The organism is Sphingomonas sp. MS122 (assembly GCF_049532975.1).
Taxonomy (GTDB): domain Bacteria; phylum Pseudomonadota; class Alphaproteobacteria; order Sphingomonadales; family Sphingomonadaceae; genus Sphingomonas.
Genome location: NZ_CP186695.1, coordinates 3,883,537 through 3,899,649, shown reverse-complemented (window position 1 = coordinate 3,899,649; position 16,113 = coordinate 3,883,537). Strand labels below are relative to the sequence as shown.

Below are 16,113 nucleotides of genomic sequence, written 5' to 3'. Positions count from 1 at the left end.
CTGATGCACGGCGAAATCCCGGACGCGTCGACCGCCGACAATACCGAGATCGCCAACTACACGATCAACTTCGGCCCGCAGCACCCCGCGGCGCACGGCGTGCTGCGTCTCGTCACCGAGCTCGACGGCGAGATCATCGAGCGCATCGATCCGCATGTCGGCCTGCTCCACCGCGGCACCGAGAAGCTGATCGAGTACAAGACCTATGCTCAGGCGCTCCCGTACATGGACCGCCTCGACTATTGCTCGCCGCTGGCGATGGAGCACAGCTTCGTGCTCGCGGTCGAGAAGCTGCTCGACCTCGAAGTGCCGGTCCGCGCCCAGTATCTCCGCGTGTTCTTCGCCGAGCTGACCCGCATCTGCAATCACATGCTGAACCTCGGTTCGCACGTGATGGACGTCGGCGCGATGACGCCGAACCTGTGGATGTTCGAGATCCGCGAGGACTGCCTCAACTTCTTCGAGCGCATGTCCGGCGCGCGCATGCACCATAACTACCTGCGCCCGGGCGGTGTCCACCAGGACGTGCCGCTGAAGCTGCTCACCGACATCGCCGACTGGCTCGACACGCGCCTGCCGCGGCTGTTCGGCGACGCGATCAGCCTGGTCGCGGAGAACCGCATCTTCAAGCAGCGCAATGTCGACATCGCCATCGTCAACCGCGACGACGCGATCAAATGGGGCTTCTCGGGCCCGATGATCCGTGCCGCGGGCATCCCGTGGGACCTGCGCAAGTCGCAGCCCTACGACGTATACGACCGCATGGACTTCGAGGTACCGGTGGGCACGCGCGGCGATTGCTACGACCGCTTCATGGTCCGCGTCGAGGAAGTCTGGCAGTCCGCGCGCATCATGCGCCAGTGCCTGAACGAGATGCCCGACGGCCCGATCGCGTCGCTCGACCGCAAGGTGGTGCCGCCCAAGCGCGCCGAGATGAAGCAGTCGATGGAAGCCCTGATCCATCACTTCAAGCTCTATACCGAAGGCTTCCATGTCCCTGCGGGCGAAGTCTATGTCGCGACCGAGAGCCCCAAGGGCGAGTTCGGTATCTACATGGTCTCGGACGGCTCGAATAAGCCGTACCGCTGCAAGATCCGCCCGACCGCGTTCAGCCACTTGCAGGCGATGGACTTCATGTCGCGCGGCCACATGCTGGCGGACATCACCGCGATCCTGGGTGCGATGGACATCGTGTTCGGGGAGTGCGACCGGTGAGTTGGTCGCGCCCAATCTGGAGCGCCTTTGCAGGGGCAGACCGCTTTTTCGGTTTGCCGTCGCGGAAGCGTTCGATGCTGCCGGAACTTCTTCTGTTCGTAGTTGCCTGCTTGCTCGCGATTTCGTGGGTCATGGGCATGGTGCAAAAGCCGGCAGAAAATATGGGCAACTTACCTTTCGGCGTGATCGCCATTGCTGTGTTGAGTGGTCTTGGGCTGATGTTTCGTTCGGTTCGCCTCGGCGTGAAGGGTGACCCGAATTACCTTTTGAAGAAACGGACGGGCCGGAATGGCTGACGCAACCTCAAATCGCCTCGCCACCGCGCACGAAATGATCGCACGCTACAATGCGCAGGACGCCGACGCCTATGTCGCGCTGATGACCGATGATGCCTGCGAGGCGGGTTATCGTGGCGCGGTGCTGCGCGAGGGCAGGGAAGGCGTCCGCTCGGGCCTCGCGGCGATGTTCGCGCAATTCCCGCAGAACCGCGCCGACATCCTCGCCAGCTACGAGCTGGGCGAGACGGTGCTGCTCCACGAAACGGTCTCGCGCGCGCCCGACGGCGAGCGGTTCGAGGTCATGTCCATCTACACCTTCAGCGGCGACAAGGTGAGCCGCGTGGAGTTCATCCGCTAATGGCCGACGCAAACGCAATCGAAGACACGCCGGAACTCCGCGCGCGCTGGGGTAATTTCGCGTGGACCGCGGAAAACGCCGAGAAGGCCAAGACCATCCGCGCGCGCTATCCCGCCGGCAGGCAGCAGAGCTGCACCATCCCCTATCTCGACCTCGCCCAGCGCCAGGTCGGCGCGGAGACCAACACGCAGGGCTGGCTGCCGATCCCGGTGATCGAGTTCGTCGCCAAGGAGCTCGACCTTGCGGTGATCCGCGTGCTCGAGGTCGCGACCTTCTACACCATGTTCAACCTGCACCCGGTGGGCAAATACCATGTCCAGGTGTGCGGCACGACGCCGTGCTGGCTGCGTGGCTCGGACGACGTCTTCGCCGCGTGCAAGAACCGCGGCATGGCCAAGGGCAAGACCACGCCCGACGGCCTGTTCACGCTGACCGAGGTCGAGTGCATGGGCAATTGCGCGTCGGCGCCGATGGTCCAGATCAACGACGACAATTACGAGGATCTCGACTACGACCGCACCGTCGCGATCCTCGACGCGCTGGCGCGGGGCGAGCAGCCCAAGACCGGCACGCAGGAGCCCGGCCGCCACACCGTCGAGCCGCTCGGCGGGCCGACCAGCCTGGTCGAGATGGTCAAGGAAAACCACGACTATCGGGGGGAATGGTGATGCCCGAACCCGTCAAGAAAAGCCTGCCGGTCATCGGCATCATCTTCCTGCTGCTGGCACTCTTCAAGTTCCTGCAGGGGGACAATTGGGTCGTCTGGCTGATCCTCGGCATCGTGTTCGGCGGCCTGCGCTTCTTCGCGTCGAGCAAGCCCGGCGCGCCTGATCCGGAGCATAAGGCATGAGCAAGAACACGATCGTCACGATCCTTGCCGTCATCGGCGGCATCGTCGTCCTCGGCTGGGCGCTCAAGCTCGCCATCAAGCTCTTCGTGCCGCTGCTGCTGATCGGCGTCGGCGTGGCCGTGTATCTAGCGGTCAAGGACAACAAGCGCATCGGGGGGCCGCGCTGATGGCCGTCTGGATCGCGCTGTTCGCTGCGTTCATGGGCGTCGGCGTCACCATTTTCGCCTGTATCGTAGCGGCCAACGTCAAGAAGAGGGGCGGCAACTGATGCTCGCCGACAAGGACCGGATCTTCACCAATCTCTACGGCTACCAGCCGTGGCAGCTCTCGGCTGCGCTCAAGCGCGGCGATTGGGACAATACCAGGAAGCTGCTCGAGATCGGCCAGGACGCGATCATCGAGCAGGTCAAGGCCTCGGGCCTGCGGGGCCGCGGCGGCGCAGGTTTCCCGACCGGCATGAAGTGGAGCTTCATGCCGAAGAACCCGACGCCCGAGCGTCCGAGCTTCCTCGTCATCAACGCCGACGAGTCCGAGCCGGGCTCGTGCAAGGACCGCGAGATCATCCGCCACGATCCGCACAAGCTGCTCGAGGGTGCGCTGGTCGCAGGCTTCGCGATGCGCGCGCGGGCGGCCTATATCTACATCCGCGGCGAATATATCCGCGAGGCCGAGACGCTGTTCGCGGCGATCGAGGAAGCTTACGCCAAGGGCCTGCTCGGCAAGAATGCCTGCGGCTCGGGCTATGATTTCGACGTGTTCTGCCACCGCGGCGCGGGCGCGTACATCTGCGGCGAAGAGACCGCGATGATCGAGAGCCTGGAGGGCAAGAAGGGTCAGCCGCGGCTCAAGCCGCCGTTCCCGGCGGGCGCCGGCCTCTATGGCTGCCCGACGACGGTCAACAATGTCGAGAGCATCGCGGTCGTCCCGACGATCCTGCGCCGCTCACCCGAATGGTTCGCGAGCTTCGGCGCGGAGAACAACCGCGGCACCAAGCTGTTCCAGATCAGCGGCCATGTCGAAAAGCCCTGCGTGGTCGAGGAAGCGATGAGCATCCCGTTCCGCGAGCTGATCGAGAAGCATTGCGGCGGCATCCGCGGCGGCTGGGACAATCTCCTTGCGGTGATCCCCGGCGGATCGTCGGTGCCGCTGGTGCCGGCCGAGCAGATCATGGACTGCCCGATGGACTTCGACGGGTTGCGCGCGCTCGGCTCGGGCCTCGGCACCGCCGCGGTGATCGTGATGGACAAGTCCACCGACATCGTGAAGGCGATCAGCCGCATCAGCTATTTCTACAAGCATGAGAGCTGCGGCCAGTGCACCCCGTGCCGCGAGGGCACCGGCTGGATGTGGCGCGTGATGGAGCGGTTGCGTACCGGCGATGCCGACATCAGCGAGATCGACACGCTTTACAACGTCACCAAGCAGGTCGAAGGCCACACCATCTGCGCGCTCGGCGACGCGGCGGCATGGCCGATCCAGGGCCTGATCCGGCACTTCCGGCCGGAGATCGAGCGCCGCATCACCGAGAAGCAGGGCGGTGGCGCGTCGCCAATGCAGGAGGCCGCGGAATGATTGTCAGTGCGCTTCTTCTGATGCTGGCAGTCCAGGAGAACCCGCAACCGCGGCTGCCCAGCGGCGATCCGAACCCGGGTCCCCGCAACGACCGGATCGAGGATCTCGACCAGCGCATCCCCCCGGCGCGCTCGACCCCCGAGGCACTGCAGACCATCCAGCGCTTTGGCGCGTGCATCGCCGATGCCAGCACCGCCAAGGCGAAGGCCACGCTCGCCGGCGACTTCCGTACCCCGGCCTATCGCCGCGCGATCGACCAGTTGGTCGACGCCAACCGCCTCTGTCCGCAGTCGCGCGGCTGGTATCGCATGCGCGCGAGCCGGCTGCTGCTCGCCGGCGCGATCGCCGAGCGGCTGATCGAGCGCGACGGCCGTCCGGTCAATGTCGAGCTCGCCAAGGCCGCGGCCAAGCCCGCCGCGTCGACCTATTCCCCGACCGACAGCGCCGCGATGTGCGTGGTGCGCTCGGTTCCCGACGACGTCGCCAAGCTGTTCGCCAGCGAGATCGCCAGCGATGGCGAGAAGGCGGCCGCGGGCGCGGTCCAGCCGGTGATGGCGCGCTGCCTCAACAACCGGCAGGTCCAGATTTCGGTCGACGGCCTGCGCGCGATGCTGGCGACCGCAGCATTCCGCAGCATCAACGCAACGGCCGCGGTGGCCTCGAGAAACTGATATGCCAAAACTAACCGTTGACGGGATCGAAGTCGAAGTCCCGCAGGGCGCCACCGTCCTGCAGGCGTGCGAAGCGGCGGGGAAGGAAATTCCCCGCTTCTGCTATCACGAACGGCTGTCGATCGCCGGCAACTGCCGCATGTGCCTGGTCGAGGTGAAGCCGGGGCCGCCCAAGCCCCAGGCGTCGTGCGCGCTTCCCGCCGCGGACAATCAGGAGATCCGCACCGACAGCGCGATGGTCAAGGCCGCGCGCGAAGGCGTGATGGAGTTCTTGCTGATCAACCACCCGCTCGATTGCCCGATCTGCGACCAGGGCGGCGAGTGCGACCTGCAGGACCAGTCGATCGCCTATGGGCGCGGCCACAGCCGTTACACCGAGAACAAGCGCGCGGTGACCGAGAAGTACATGGGGCCCATCGTCAAGACGGTGATGACCCGCTGCATCCAGTGCACCCGCTGCGTGCGCTTCGCCGAGGAAGTCGCCGGAGTCGAGGAGATCGGCGCCCTCTATCGCGGCGAGAATATGCAGATCACGTCGTATCTGGAGAAGGCGGTCACCTCGGAGCTTTCGGGCAACGTCGTCGATCTCTGTCCCGTGGGCGCGCTGACCTCGAAGCCCTATGCCTTCGAGGCGCGGCCATGGGAGCTCAAGAAGACCCTCGCGATCGACGTGATGGATGCCGTCGGCACCAACATCCGCATCGACAGCCGCGGCCGGGGCGTGCTGCGCGCGCTGCCGCGGATCAACGAGGACGTGAACGAGGAATGGGCGCACGACAAGACGCGCCACCATGTCGACGGCCTCTCGCGCCGCCGCCTCGACAAGCCCTATGTCCGCCGTGACGGCAAGCTGGTCGAGGCGAGCTGGGACGAGGCGTTCGAGGCGATTGCCGTCGCCGCCAGGGGGGCAGGCGACAAGGTCGCCGCGATCCATGGGGACCTGCTCGATTGCGAGACGATCTTCGCCGCCAAGGCGCTGGTCAAGTCGTTCGGCTCGGACCTGCTCGAAGGCCGCCAGACCGGCATGGCCTATGACGCTAGCAATATGGCCGCGGTCAACTTCAACACCACCATCGCGGGTGTGGAAGAGGCCGACGTCGTCCTGCTCGTCGGCACCAACCTGCGCTGGGAAGCGCCGCTGGTGAACACCCGCGTGCGCAAGGCGATCAAGAAGGGCGCCAAGGTCTTTGCGATCGGCCCGGAAACCGACCTCACCTACAAGGTGGAATGGCTCGGCAACGACCTGTCGCTGCTCGGCAAGCTGCCCAAGGCCACGGCCGACGCGTTCAAGGACGCCCAGCGCCCGCTGGTGATCGTTGGCGGCGCCGCGCTCAAGAACGGCCATGGCGCGGCGCTGGCGCTCGCCAAGAAGCTCAACCTGGTGCGCGACGGCTGGAACGGCTTCAACGTGCTCCACATGGCGGCGAGCCGGATGGGCGGGCTGATGCTCGGCTTCGCGATGAAGGGCGGCATCGCCGACATCGTCGCGGCGCAGCCCAAGCTGACCTTCTTCCTCGGCGCCGACGAGGTGGATTTCTCGGCCTTCGCCAACAGCTTCAACGTTTATATCGGCCATCATGGCGACAAGGGCGCGCATGCCGCGGACGTGATCCTGCCCGGCGCCTCCTATGCCGAGAAGGCGGGGACCTACGTCAACCTCGAGGGCCGCGTGCAGCGCGGCGACAAGGCGGTGTTCGCCCCCGGCGACGCGCGCGAGGACTGGACGATCCTGCGCGCGCTGTCGGAAAAGCTCGGCAAGACGCTGCCGTTCGACAGCTTCGAGCAGCTCCGCGCGCAGATGTTCGCCGACACCCCGGCGCTGGCCGAGGAAGGCCTCGTGTCGTTCGAGTGGAACCCGCCGGCGCTCGACGCCAATGGCTCGGGCGAGGTCAGCTACCCGATCGCCGACTTCTACCTCACCAACGCCATCTGCCGCGCCTCGCCGACGATGCAGCGCTGCTCGGCCGAACTGATCCACGGCCAGGACTTCGCGGAGGCCGCAGAGTGACCGACTTCTTCCAGAACATCGTCGGCCTGCCCTTCGAATGGGCGTGGTTCGTCGCGACGATTGCGGGAATCCTGCTGATCGCCCTCCCGCTGATGCTGGCGGTGGCGATGATCATCTATGCCGACCGCAAGATCTGGGCGGCGATGGCGCTGCGCCGCGGCCCCAACGTCGTCGGCCCGCTCGGCCTGCTCCAGTCGTTCGCCGACGGCCTCAAGGTCTTCCTTCAGGAAACGATCATCCCGTCGAGCGCCAACAAGGGCCTGTTCCTGCTCGCGCCGATCATCACCTTCACGGTCGCGCTGATCGTGTGGGCGGTGGTGCCGTTCCAGGCGGGCGTGGTGCTGTCCAACATCAATGTCGGGCTGCTCTACATCCTCGCTGCCTCCTCGCTCGGCGTCTACGGCATCATTCTCGCCGGCTGGGCATCGAACTCCAAATACCCCTTCTACTCGGCGATCCGCGCGGCGGCGCAGATGGTCAGCTACGAAGTCTCGATCGGCTTCGTGCTGATTGCGGTGGTGCTGTGGGCAGGGACGTTCAACCTTTCGGGCATCGTCGAGGGGCAGAAGGGCCATATCCTCGGCATCGTCAACGGCTATGGCTTCAACCCGCTGCTGTTCCCGATGGCGGTGGTGTTCCTGATCTCCTCGCTCGCCGAGACCCAGCGCGCGCCGTTCGACCTGACCGAGGCGGAGAGCGAGCTCGTCGCGGGCTACCAGACCGAATATTCGTCGATGGCGTTCGCGCTCTACTGGCTCGGCGAGTACGCCAACGTCATCCTGATGTGCACGCTCAACGCGACCCTGTTCTGGGGCGGCTATCTGCCGCCGATCGACTGGGCGCCGCTCTACTGGGTGCCGGGCATCATCTGGCTGTTCGCCAAGATCCTCTTCTTCTTCTTCGTGTTCAGCTGGGTGAAGGCCACCGTCCCGCGCTACCGCTACGACCAGCTGATGCGGCTGGGCTGGAAGATCTTCCTGCCGCTGTCGTTGATCTTCGTGTTCCTCGTTTCCGGGTATCTCATGTTGACCCGCGTCGGAGTTGCCGCATGAGCGTCGCCCAACTCGTTCGTTCGTTCACCCTTTGGGAGTTCGTGAAGGCGCATGCCCTCACCTTGAAGTATTTCTTCAAGCCCAAGGCGACGATCAACTACCCGTACGAGAAGAACCCGATCTCGCCCCGCTTCCGCGGCGAGCACGCGCTGCGCCGTTACCCGAACGGCGAAGAGCGCTGCATCGCGTGCAAGCTGTGCGAGGCGATCTGCCCGGCGCTGGCGATCACGATCGAGGCCGAGCCGCGCGAGGACGGCAGCCGCCGCACCACGCGCTACGACATCGACATGACCAAGTGCATCTATTGCGGCCTGTGCCAGGAAGCCTGCCCGGTCGATGCCATCGTCGAGGGGCCGAATTTCGAGTTCGCGACCGAAACCCGCGAGGAGCTCATCTACCACAAGGACAAGCTGCTCGCGAACGGCGACCGCTGGGAGCGCGCGATCGCCGCGAACCTTGCCGCCGATGCACCGTACCGGTAAGCGCGCGCACCAAAGGGGCACATGATTCCGTGATCCAAGCAATCGCCTTCTATTTGTTCGCCGCGGTGGTGATCCTCGCCGCCGCGATGACGATCACCGCGCGCAACCCGGTGCATTCGGTGCTGTGGCTGATCCTGGCGTTCTTCAACGCCGCGGGCCTGATGGTCATCGCCGGCGCCGAGTTCATCGCGATGCTGCTGGTCATCGTCTATGTCGGCGCGGTCGCGGTGCTGTTCCTGTTCGTCGTGATGATGCTCGACATCGACTTCGCCGAGCTGCGCGCCGGATTCGTGCGCTACGCCATGTTCGGCCTCGCCATCGCGGTCGTGCTGCTCGCCGAGGTGGTGATCGGCGTCGGCGCGTGGAGCGCGGGCGGGGTCGACCTCGCCAACCGCATCGCCCCGACCGACGCCGACACCGCGCTCGGCCAGGTGCCCAATATCAAGGCGATGGGGCTGCTGCTCTACACTCGCTATCTCTATGTGTTCGAGGCCGCCGGCTTCGTCCTGCTCGTCGCGATGGTCGGTGCGATCGTCCTCACGCACCGCAAGCGCGGCGGGGTGATGCAGCAGAATGTCTGGCGCCAGGTCAGCCGCCGTTCGGAGGATGCCATCCGCAAGGTCAATCAGCCCGTGGGGCAGGGGGTGGAGCTGTGATCGGCCTGACCCATTACCTCGTCGTCAGCGCGATCCTGTTCACCATGGGCGTGCTCGGCATCTTCCTCAACCGCAAGAACCTCATCGTCATCCTGATGGCGATCGAGCTGATCCTGCTGTCGGTGAACCTCAACCTGGTGGCGTTCAGCGCCGCGCTCGGCGACCTGGTCGGCCAGATCTTCGCGATGTTCGTACTGACCGTCGCCGCGGGTGAGGCCGCGATCGGGCTCGCCATCCTCGTCATCTACTTCCGCGGCCGCGGCACGATCTCGGTCGACGACGTCAATCGGATGAAGGGCTGATGTCTTCGATCCATTTCATCGTTTTCCTGCCGCTGCTCGCGGCGGCGGTCGCCGGTTTCAGCAACCGCGCGTTCGGCACGGTCTTCCCAAAGCTCGTGACGACCGGCGCGCTGTTCGTCTCCGCTGGCCTGAGCTGGCCGATCTTCCTCGCCTATATGTCGGGCACCGCCGAGCCGCACGTCGCCCAGGTCTTCACCTGGATGCGCTCGGGCGACCTCGACGTGTCATGGGGCCTGCGCGTCGATAGCCTGACCGCGGTGATGCTGGTGGTGGTGACGAGCGTGTCGAGCCTCGTGCACCTCTACAGCTGGGGCTATATGGACGAGGATCCGGATCAGCCGCGCTTCTTCGCCTATCTCTCGCTGTTCACCTTCGCGATGCTGATGCTGGTGACTGCGGACAATCTGCTGCAGATGTTCTTCGGCTGGGAAGGCGTCGGCCTCGCCAGCTACCTGTTGATCGGCTTCTGGTTCAAGAAGCCCTCGGCCAACGCCGCCGCGATCAAGGCATTCGTGGTCAACCGCGTCGGCGATCTCGGCTTCATGCTCGGCATCTTCGGCGTGTTCCTGGTGTTCGGCACGATCTCGATCCCCGAGATCCTCGCTGCCGCGCCGAGCCATGCCGGTAGCACGATCGGCTTCCTCGGCTATCGCGTCGACACGCTCACCATTCTTTGCCTGCTGCTGTTCGTCGGTGCGATGGGCAAGTCGGCGCAGCTCGGCCTGCACACCTGGTTGCCGGACGCGATGGAGGGCCCGACCCCGGTGTCGGCGCTGATCCACGCCGCGACGATGGTCACCGCGGGCGTGTTCATGGTGTGCCGCCTGTCGCCGCTGTTCGAGCAGTCGCCGGTCGCGCTCGGCTTCGTCACCTTCATCGGCGCCGCGACCTGCCTGTTCGCCGCGACGGTCGGCACGACGCAGACCGACATCAAGCGCGTCATCGCCTATTCGACCTGCTCGCAGCTCGGCTACATGTTCTTCGCCGCGGGCGTCGGCATGTACGGCGCAGCGATGTTCCATCTGTTCACGCACGCCTTCTTCAAGGCACTGCTGTTCCTCGGCGCGGGCTCGGTGATCCATGCGATGCACCACGAACAGGACATGCGCTATTATGGAGGCCTGCGTAAGCACATCCCGATCACCTTCTGGACGATGATGGCGGGCACGCTCGCGATCACCGGCGTCGGCATCTACTGGCTCCATGCCGGTTTCGCCGGCTTCCACTCGAAGGATGCGATCCTCGAGGCGGCCTATGCCGCTGGCGGGGCGGGGCAGGGCGCCTTCTGGGTCGGCGTTTTCGCCGCGTTGCTCACCAGCTTCTACTCGTGGCGCCTCATGTTCCTGACCTTCTGGGGCAAGCCGCGCTGGACTCAGTCGGAGCATATCCAGCACGCGCTCCACGATCATGGCCATCACCATGACGCGCCGAGCGAGGAAGATGCCGGCCACGCGCCGCACGACGATCACCACGCGCATGCGCACGACGCCCATGGCGACGGCACCGGCGGCTATCATCCGCACGAGAGCCCGCTCTCGATGCTGATCCCGCTGCTGCTGCTCTCGCTCGGCGCGGTGTTCGCGGGCTTCGCGTTCAACCATTATTTCATCCAGCCCGAGAGCGGCGAGATCTTCTGGAAGGGCGCCGTCGCGTTCGACGAGCATCTCGCCCATGCGATGCACGAGGTGCCGCTCTGGGTGAAGCTCTCGGCGACGATCGTGATGCTGCTCGGCCTCGCGACCGCCTGGATCGCCTATATCTGGAAGCCGGATATCCCGGCGCGGTTCACCGACACGTTCCGCCTGCTGTACCGCTTCCTGCTCAACAAATGGTATTTCGACGAGCTCTACGACGTGCTCTTCGTCAAGCCCGCTTTCTGGTTCGGCCGCCTCTTCTGGAAGAAGGGTGACGAGGGCACGATCGACCGCTTCGGGCCCAACGGCTCGGCGGTGGTGGTCAGGCTCGGCAGCGTGCTGACCGGCAAGCTCCAGTCCGGATATGTCTATAGCTATGCGTTCGTCATGCTGATCGGCCTGACCGCAGCCGTTACCTGGGTGATCGCGCGATGAGCGGCATTCTCTCCCTCATGCTGATCGTGCCGCTCGCCGCGGCGCTGGCCTGCCTGTTCGTCAACGCGAACCAGGCGCGCTGGATCGCGCTCGGCGCGACGCTGGTCGACCTCGCGCTCGGCGGCGTGCTGTGGGCCAATTTCGAGATCGGCGGACCGCAGTGGCAGTTCGTCGAGAGCGTGCCGCTGTTCGGCCGCTTCGCCTGGGCGCTGGGCATCGATGGCTTCGCGCTGCTGCTGATCCTGCTCTCGGTGTTCCTGATGCCGATCTGCATCGGCGCGAGCTGGGAGGCGATCACCGACCGCGTCCAGGAATATATGGCCGCGTTCCTGATCACCGAAGTGCTGATGATCGGCACCTTCGCGGCGCAGGACATCTTCCTGTTCTACGTGTTCTTCGAAGCCGGCCTGATCCCGATGTTCCTGATCATCGGCATCTGGGGCGGTGCGAACCGCATCTACGCGAGCTACAAATTCTTCCTCTACACGCTGCTCGGCTCGGTGCTGATGCTGATCGCGATGATGTACATGACCATCACCGCGGGCACGACCTACATCCCCGACCTGATGGCGTACGACTTCCCGGCGCATGTCCAGACCTGGCTGTGGCTCGCCTTCTTCGCCTCGTTCGCGGTCAAGATGCCGATGTGGCCGGTCCATACCTGGCTGCCCGACGCACACGTTCAGGCGCCGACCGCGGGATCGGTGATCCTGGCGGGCGTTCTGCTGAAGCTCGGCGGCTACGGCTTCCTGCGCTTCAGCCTGCCGATGTTCCCCGAGGCGTCGGCGCAGCTCATCTGGCTCGTCTTCGGCCTGTCGTGCGTCGCGGTCGTCGTCACCAGCCTGATCGCACTCGTCCAGAACGACATGAAGAAGCTGATCGCCTACAGCTCCGTGGCGCACATGGCGATCGTCACGATCGGCCTGTTCACCTTCAACCGCCAGGGGATCGAGGGCGCGATGATGGTGATGCTGGGCCACGGCCTGGTGTCGGGCGCGCTGTTCCTGTGCGTCGGCATCATCTACGACCGCCTGCACACGCGCGAGATCGACCGTTACGGCGGGCTCGCGATCAACATGCCGAAATATGCCGTGTTGTTCATGCTGTTCACCATGGCCTCGGTCGGACTGCCCGGCACCAGCAACTTCGTCGGCGAGTTCCTCGCCCTGGCCGGCTCCTACCAGGTCTCGACCTGGGTGACGCTGATCGCCACCACCGGGATCATCCTCGGCGCGGCGTACATGCTGTACCTCTACCGCCGTGTCGTGTTCGGCGACCTCGTCAAGGACGACGTCAAGGCGATGCCCGACTTGAGCAAGCGCGAGATGGCGCTGCTCGCCCCGATAGCCGCGGCGGCGCTGTGGATGGGCGTCTATCCCGAGAGCTTCCTCGCCCCGATGCGCAACGACGTCGCGACCTTGCTCGCGCGGATCGAGCGCGCCAAGCCGGCGGGCGACAGCCTGCCGACGCCGGGCAACCCCGTCGCACCCGCCGCGCACGCGGGTGAGCATAAGGCTGCCGAGCCCAAAACTGCCGAACACGGAGCGGCGCACTGATGAACTACGCCGCAAACCTCTCGATGGTCTTGCCCGAGATCGTCCTCTCGCTGGGCGGGCTCGCGCTGCTGATGGTCGCCGCCTGGGGTGGCCAGGCCGTTTCGCGCGCGGTGAGCTGGGTTTCGGTCGCCGTCCTCATCGGCGCCGGCATCGCCCTGGTGGGTCCGGCCTCGGGCGGCGGCACGGCGTTCGACGGCCTCTATCGCGCCGACCTGTTCGCCGCCTTCGCCAAGGTGCTGATCTTCTTCGCCGCCGCGGTCTCGATCGTGATCGCGCCGCGCTTCTTCGCCCGCACCAGCGGCGAGGATCTCCGCCCGGAATATCCGATCCTGATCCTCTTCTCCGCCGCCGGCATGGGGATGATGGTGTCGGCCGCCGACCTGCTGACGCTCTATGTCGGCCTCGAGCTGCAGAGCCTCGCGGCCTATGTCCTTGCGAGCTTCATGCGCCGCGATGTGCGCTCGGCCGAAGCCGGCCTGAAGTACTTCATCCTCGGCTCGCTCGCTTCGGGCATCCTGCTCTATGGCGTCAGCCTGGTCTACGGCTTCAGCGGCACCACGATCTTCGGTGACATCGCCACCGCCTATGCGGGCGCAGCGGGCAGCACCAAGATCGGCCTGCTGTTCGGCCTCGTCTTCGTCTTCGCAGGTCTCGCCTTCAAGATGTCGGCGGTGCCGTTCCACATGTGGACGCCCGACGTGTACGAGGGCGCGCCGACCCCGGTGACCACCTTCTTCGCCTCGGCGCCCAAGGTCGCCGCGATCGCGCTCGCAGCGCGCGTCGCGATCGAGGCGATGGGTCCGGTGACCAGCGACTGGCGCCAGATCGTCGTCTTTGCCGCGCTCGCCTCGATCGTGCTCGGCGCGGTCGCCGCGATTGGCCAGAGCAACATCAAGCGCCTGCTCGCTTACTCCTCGATCAACAATGTCGGCTTCGCGCTGATCGGCCTCGCCGCCGGTACGGCCGAGGGCGTCGCGGGCGTGCTGACCTATATGACGATCTACATCGTCATGACGCTTGGCAGCTTCCTCGTCGTGCTGCAGATGCGCGATCAGGACGGCCAGCCGGTCGAGACCATCGCCAGCCTGTCCGGCCTGTCGCGCACGCGTCCGGCGCTTGCCGCTGCGCTCGCGATCTTCATGTTCAGCCTCGCGGGCATCCCGCCGCTGTTCGGCTTCTGGGCCAAGTTCGCAGTGTTCGAGGCGGCGGTGAAGGCCGGGCTGTTCCCGCTCGCCGCGATCGGCATCGCGGCCTCGGTGATCGGTGCCTATTATTATCTCAAGATCGTCAAGACGATGTACTTCGACGAGGCCGCGCCGGCGTTCAGGCGTGAGAGCAATCCGGTCGAGGGCGGCCTGATCGCCGCCGCGGCGCTGTTCGTCTCGCCGCTCGGCTATCTGCTGATCCCGGTGCTGGGCGCCTGGTCGCTGGCCGCGGCGCGGACGCTGTTCTGACGGTTTCGATCCGCACGGTCGCCGAGACCGGCTCGACCAATGCCGACATGCTCGCGCTCGCCACGGCGGGAGCGAACGAGGGCAGCTGGCTCCGCGCCGAACGCCAGACCGGCGGCAAGGGCCGGCAGGGCAGGGCGTGGGAGTCGCCTCCCGGCAATCTCTACGCCAGCACGCTCGTCCGCCTGCGTCCCGCCGATCCGCCCGCCGCCACGAGCGCGCTGGTCGCCGCGGTCGCGCTGGAGGAAGCGGTGCGCGTCTTCCTTCCCGCCGGCGCCACGCTCAAATGGCCCAACGACCTGCTTGTCGACGGCGCCAAGCTCTCGGGCATCCTGTTGGAGCGGGCGAAGGACGCGATCGTCATCGGCATCGGCGTCAACCTCGCCCACCACCCCGATCTGCCCGATCGCCCCACCACGAGCCTCGCCGCGCACGGCGCAACCGTCGATCCCGCCACCTTCCTCGACGTTCTCGCCGAGACCTTCGCGCGCTGGCTCGCGCGCTGGCGGCAGGAGGGCCTCGACCCCGTCCGCCAGCGCTGGCTCGACCGCGCGCATCCGGCAGGTACGGCCCTGGTCACGCACCTGCCAGACGGATCGAAGGTGGACGGGTTGTTCGACGGTCTCACTGCCGAAGGCGCCCTAGTCCTGCGCGAGGCTGGCGGAAGCCGCCGCATCATCCATGCCGGCGATGTCTTCCTGCTCTGAATCTTCGTGGCTTCATGTCCTTGTGCGCGAAAATCGACTCGCACGAAGACACGAAGCCATGAAGCGGACTAAAGGTGCTGCGCACCGTTATTGGAGATCGAGATGCTGCTCGCCATCGATGCCGGCAATACCAATGTCGTCTTCGCGCTGCTGGACGGCCGCGAGATCAAGGCGCGCTGGCGCATCGCCACCGATCCGCGCCGCACCGGCGACGAATATGCCGTGTGGCTGAGCCAGCTGCTCGCGCTCGAGGGGTTCGACCGGAGCGACGTCACCGGCGTGATCGTCGGCACCGTCGTTCCGCGCGCGCTGCACAACCTCCAGGTGCTCGCGAGCAAGTACTTCAAGACCGAAGCGGTGATTGCGGGCAAGGACGGCTGGCCGATCCGCCTCGATGTCGAGGAGCCGCAGAATATGGGCGCCGACCGCGCGCTCAACATCATCGCGGCGCACGACAAGTTCCGCGGCGACCTGATCGTCATCGACTTCGGCACCGCCACGACATTCGAGGTCGCGGACTATGACGGCGCCTACAAGGGCGGGATCATCGCGCCTGGCATCAACCTCTCGCTCGACGCGCTGGTCAACGCCGCCGCCAAGCTTCCCCGCGTCGCGATCGAGGCGCCGAAGTCGACGAGCGTGATCGGCCTCAACACGCCGGACCAGATGCACATCGGCATCTATTGGGGTTACATCGCGATGATCGAGGGCCTGGTCGCGCGGATGAAGGCCGAGATCGGCCGCCCGGTGAAGGTCATCGCCACCGGCGGCCTCGCGGTGCTGTTCGAGAAGCACACCGACGTCTTCGACGTGGTCGAGCCGGACCTGACGATTCAGGGGCTCGCGATCCTGTGGGAGCGGCAACGAGCGTAGGCCCGCACGCCAG

The 16,113-nt window shown here is 65.8% G+C and carries 18 protein-coding genes; all 18 read left to right on the top strand.

The window, feature by feature from the left end:
- Window positions 1–3: 3 nt before the first annotated feature.
- The 18 genes from ACO227_RS18570 to ACO227_RS18485 all read left to right on the top strand — a co-directional run bounded on the left by ACO227_RS18570 (window position 4) and on the right by ACO227_RS18485 (window position 16,100).
- Entirely contained in the window at window positions 4–1,215 is a 1,212-nt protein-coding gene (locus tag ACO227_RS18570) for an NADH-quinone oxidoreductase subunit D (RefSeq protein ID WP_343519829.1), read from the top strand.
- The gene (locus tag ACO227_RS18565) at window positions 1,212–1,511 is read left to right on the top strand and encodes a hypothetical protein (RefSeq protein WP_423603923.1); all 300 of its coding nucleotides are present in this window, start codon (window positions 1,212–1,214) and stop codon (window positions 1,509–1,511) included. Before ACO227_RS18570 ends, ACO227_RS18565 begins: the two co-directional genes overlap by 4 nt.
- Window positions 1,504–1,851, top strand: coding sequence for a nuclear transport factor 2 family protein (locus ACO227_RS18560; protein WP_423603921.1), 348 nt, complete (start codon window positions 1,504–1,506; stop codon window positions 1,849–1,851). The genes ACO227_RS18565 and ACO227_RS18560 overlap by 8 nt, the downstream gene beginning before the upstream one ends.
- Window positions 1,851–2,519, top strand: coding sequence for a complex I 24 kDa subunit family protein (locus ACO227_RS18555; protein WP_423603919.1), 669 nt, complete (start codon window positions 1,851–1,853; stop codon window positions 2,517–2,519). The genes ACO227_RS18560 and ACO227_RS18555 overlap by 1 nt, the downstream gene beginning before the upstream one ends.
- The gene (locus tag ACO227_RS18550; protein ID WP_423603918.1) at window positions 2,513–2,701 is read left to right on the top strand and encodes a hypothetical protein; all 189 of its coding nucleotides are present in this window, start codon (window positions 2,513–2,515) and stop codon (window positions 2,699–2,701) included. Before ACO227_RS18555 ends, ACO227_RS18550 begins: the two co-directional genes overlap by 7 nt.
- The gene (locus tag ACO227_RS18545) at window positions 2,698–2,868 is read left to right on the top strand and encodes a hypothetical protein (protein ID WP_423603916.1); all 171 of its coding nucleotides are present in this window, start codon (window positions 2,698–2,700) and stop codon (window positions 2,866–2,868) included. Before ACO227_RS18550 ends, ACO227_RS18545 begins: the two co-directional genes overlap by 4 nt.
- 100 nt (window positions 2,869–2,968) lie before the next feature.
- Entirely contained in the window at window positions 2,969–4,273 is a 1,305-nt protein-coding gene (gene nuoF, locus ACO227_RS18540; RefSeq protein ID WP_423603915.1) for an NADH-quinone oxidoreductase subunit NuoF, read from the top strand.
- Between the two features lie 20 nt (window positions 4,274–4,293).
- Window positions 4,294–4,944 carry a hypothetical protein gene (locus ACO227_RS18535; protein ID WP_423603913.1) on the top strand — a complete coding sequence of 217 codons (651 nt, stop codon included), beginning with the start codon at window positions 4,294–4,296 and terminating at the stop codon, window positions 4,942–4,944.
- Between the two features lies 1 nt (window position 4,945).
- Entirely contained in the window at window positions 4,946–6,952 is a 2,007-nt protein-coding gene (gene nuoG / locus ACO227_RS18530; RefSeq protein ID WP_423603911.1) for an NADH-quinone oxidoreductase subunit NuoG, read from the top strand.
- The gene (gene nuoH / locus ACO227_RS18525; RefSeq protein ID WP_423603909.1) at window positions 6,949–8,004 is read left to right on the top strand and encodes an NADH-quinone oxidoreductase subunit NuoH; all 1,056 of its coding nucleotides are present in this window, start codon (window positions 6,949–6,951) and stop codon (window positions 8,002–8,004) included. The genes nuoG and nuoH overlap by 4 nt, the downstream gene beginning before the upstream one ends.
- Window positions 8,001–8,486, top strand: a complete 486-nt coding sequence (gene nuoI, locus ACO227_RS18520; RefSeq protein ID WP_331028473.1) for an NADH-quinone oxidoreductase subunit NuoI — start codon at window positions 8,001–8,003, stop codon at window positions 8,484–8,486. Before nuoH ends, nuoI begins: the two co-directional genes overlap by 4 nt.
- Before the next feature lie 29 nt (window positions 8,487–8,515).
- The gene (locus tag ACO227_RS18515) at window positions 8,516–9,142 is read left to right on the top strand and encodes an NADH-quinone oxidoreductase subunit J (RefSeq protein ID WP_423603907.1); all 627 of its coding nucleotides are present in this window, start codon (window positions 8,516–8,518) and stop codon (window positions 9,140–9,142) included.
- A complete protein-coding gene (gene nuoK / locus ACO227_RS18510) occupies window positions 9,139–9,444 on the top strand; it encodes an NADH-quinone oxidoreductase subunit NuoK (RefSeq protein WP_265116782.1) in 306 nt (101 codons plus the stop codon). Before ACO227_RS18515 ends, nuoK begins: the two co-directional genes overlap by 4 nt.
- Window positions 9,444–11,513 (top strand): NADH-quinone oxidoreductase subunit L, encoded by a 2,070-nt coding sequence (gene nuoL / locus ACO227_RS18505; RefSeq protein WP_423603905.1) that lies wholly within the window; start codon window positions 9,444–9,446, stop codon window positions 11,511–11,513. The genes nuoK and nuoL overlap by 1 nt, the downstream gene beginning before the upstream one ends.
- Window positions 11,510–13,069, top strand: coding sequence for an NADH-quinone oxidoreductase subunit M (locus ACO227_RS18500; protein WP_423603904.1), 1,560 nt, complete (start codon window positions 11,510–11,512; stop codon window positions 13,067–13,069). The genes nuoL and ACO227_RS18500 overlap by 4 nt, the downstream gene beginning before the upstream one ends.
- Window positions 13,069–14,523 carry an NADH-quinone oxidoreductase subunit NuoN gene (nuoN, locus tag ACO227_RS18495; protein WP_423603902.1) on the top strand — a complete coding sequence of 485 codons (1,455 nt, stop codon included), beginning with the start codon at window positions 13,069–13,071 and terminating at the stop codon, window positions 14,521–14,523. Before ACO227_RS18500 ends, nuoN begins: the two co-directional genes overlap by 1 nt.
- 47 nt (window positions 14,524–14,570) lie before the next feature.
- Window positions 14,571–15,227 carry a biotin--[acetyl-CoA-carboxylase] ligase gene (locus ACO227_RS18490; protein WP_423603900.1) on the top strand — a complete coding sequence of 219 codons (657 nt, stop codon included), beginning with the start codon at window positions 14,571–14,573 and terminating at the stop codon, window positions 15,225–15,227.
- 102 nt (window positions 15,228–15,329) lie between these two features.
- Window positions 15,330–16,100 (top strand): type III pantothenate kinase, encoded by a 771-nt coding sequence (locus tag ACO227_RS18485; RefSeq protein WP_423603898.1) that lies wholly within the window; start codon window positions 15,330–15,332, stop codon window positions 16,098–16,100.
- Window positions 16,101–16,113 lie beyond the last annotated feature (13 nt).

Excerpts from the sequence above, each read along its gene's own strand:
- nuoI (WP_331028473.1), top strand. The coding sequence starts at position 8,001 with ATGAGCGTCGCCCAACTCGTTCGTTCGTTCACCCTTTGGGAGTTCGTG.
- nuoN (WP_423603902.1), top strand. The coding sequence starts at position 13,069 with ATGAACTACGCCGCAAACCTCTCGATGGTCTTGCCCGAGATCGTCCTC.
- nuoF (WP_423603915.1), top strand. The coding sequence starts at position 2,969 with ATGCTCGCCGACAAGGACCGGATCTTCACCAATCTCTACGGCTACCAG.
- ACO227_RS18500 (WP_423603904.1), top strand. The coding sequence starts at position 11,510 with ATGAGCGGCATTCTCTCCCTCATGCTGATCGTGCCGCTCGCCGCGGCG.
- ACO227_RS18570 (WP_343519829.1), top strand. The coding sequence starts at position 4 with ATGCACGGCGAAATCCCGGACGCGTCGACCGCCGACAATACCGAGATC.
- ACO227_RS18490 (WP_423603900.1), top strand. The coding sequence starts at position 14,571 with ATGCTCGCGCTCGCCACGGCGGGAGCGAACGAGGGCAGCTGGCTCCGC.
- ACO227_RS18550 (WP_423603918.1), top strand. The coding sequence starts at position 2,513 with ATGGTGATGCCCGAACCCGTCAAGAAAAGCCTGCCGGTCATCGGCATC.
- ACO227_RS18555 (WP_423603919.1), top strand. The coding sequence starts at position 1,851 with ATGGCCGACGCAAACGCAATCGAAGACACGCCGGAACTCCGCGCGCGC.
- ACO227_RS18560 (WP_423603921.1), top strand. The coding sequence starts at position 1,504 with ATGGCTGACGCAACCTCAAATCGCCTCGCCACCGCGCACGAAATGATC.
- ACO227_RS18485 (WP_423603898.1), top strand. The coding sequence starts at position 15,330 with ATGCTGCTCGCCATCGATGCCGGCAATACCAATGTCGTCTTCGCGCTG.
- ACO227_RS18535 (WP_423603913.1), top strand. The coding sequence starts at position 4,294 with ATGCTGGCAGTCCAGGAGAACCCGCAACCGCGGCTGCCCAGCGGCGAT.
- ACO227_RS18545 (WP_423603916.1), top strand. The coding sequence starts at position 2,698 with ATGAGCAAGAACACGATCGTCACGATCCTTGCCGTCATCGGCGGCATC.
- nuoG (WP_423603911.1), top strand. The coding sequence starts at position 4,946 with ATGCCAAAACTAACCGTTGACGGGATCGAAGTCGAAGTCCCGCAGGGC.
- nuoL (WP_423603905.1), top strand. The coding sequence starts at position 9,444 with ATGTCTTCGATCCATTTCATCGTTTTCCTGCCGCTGCTCGCGGCGGCG.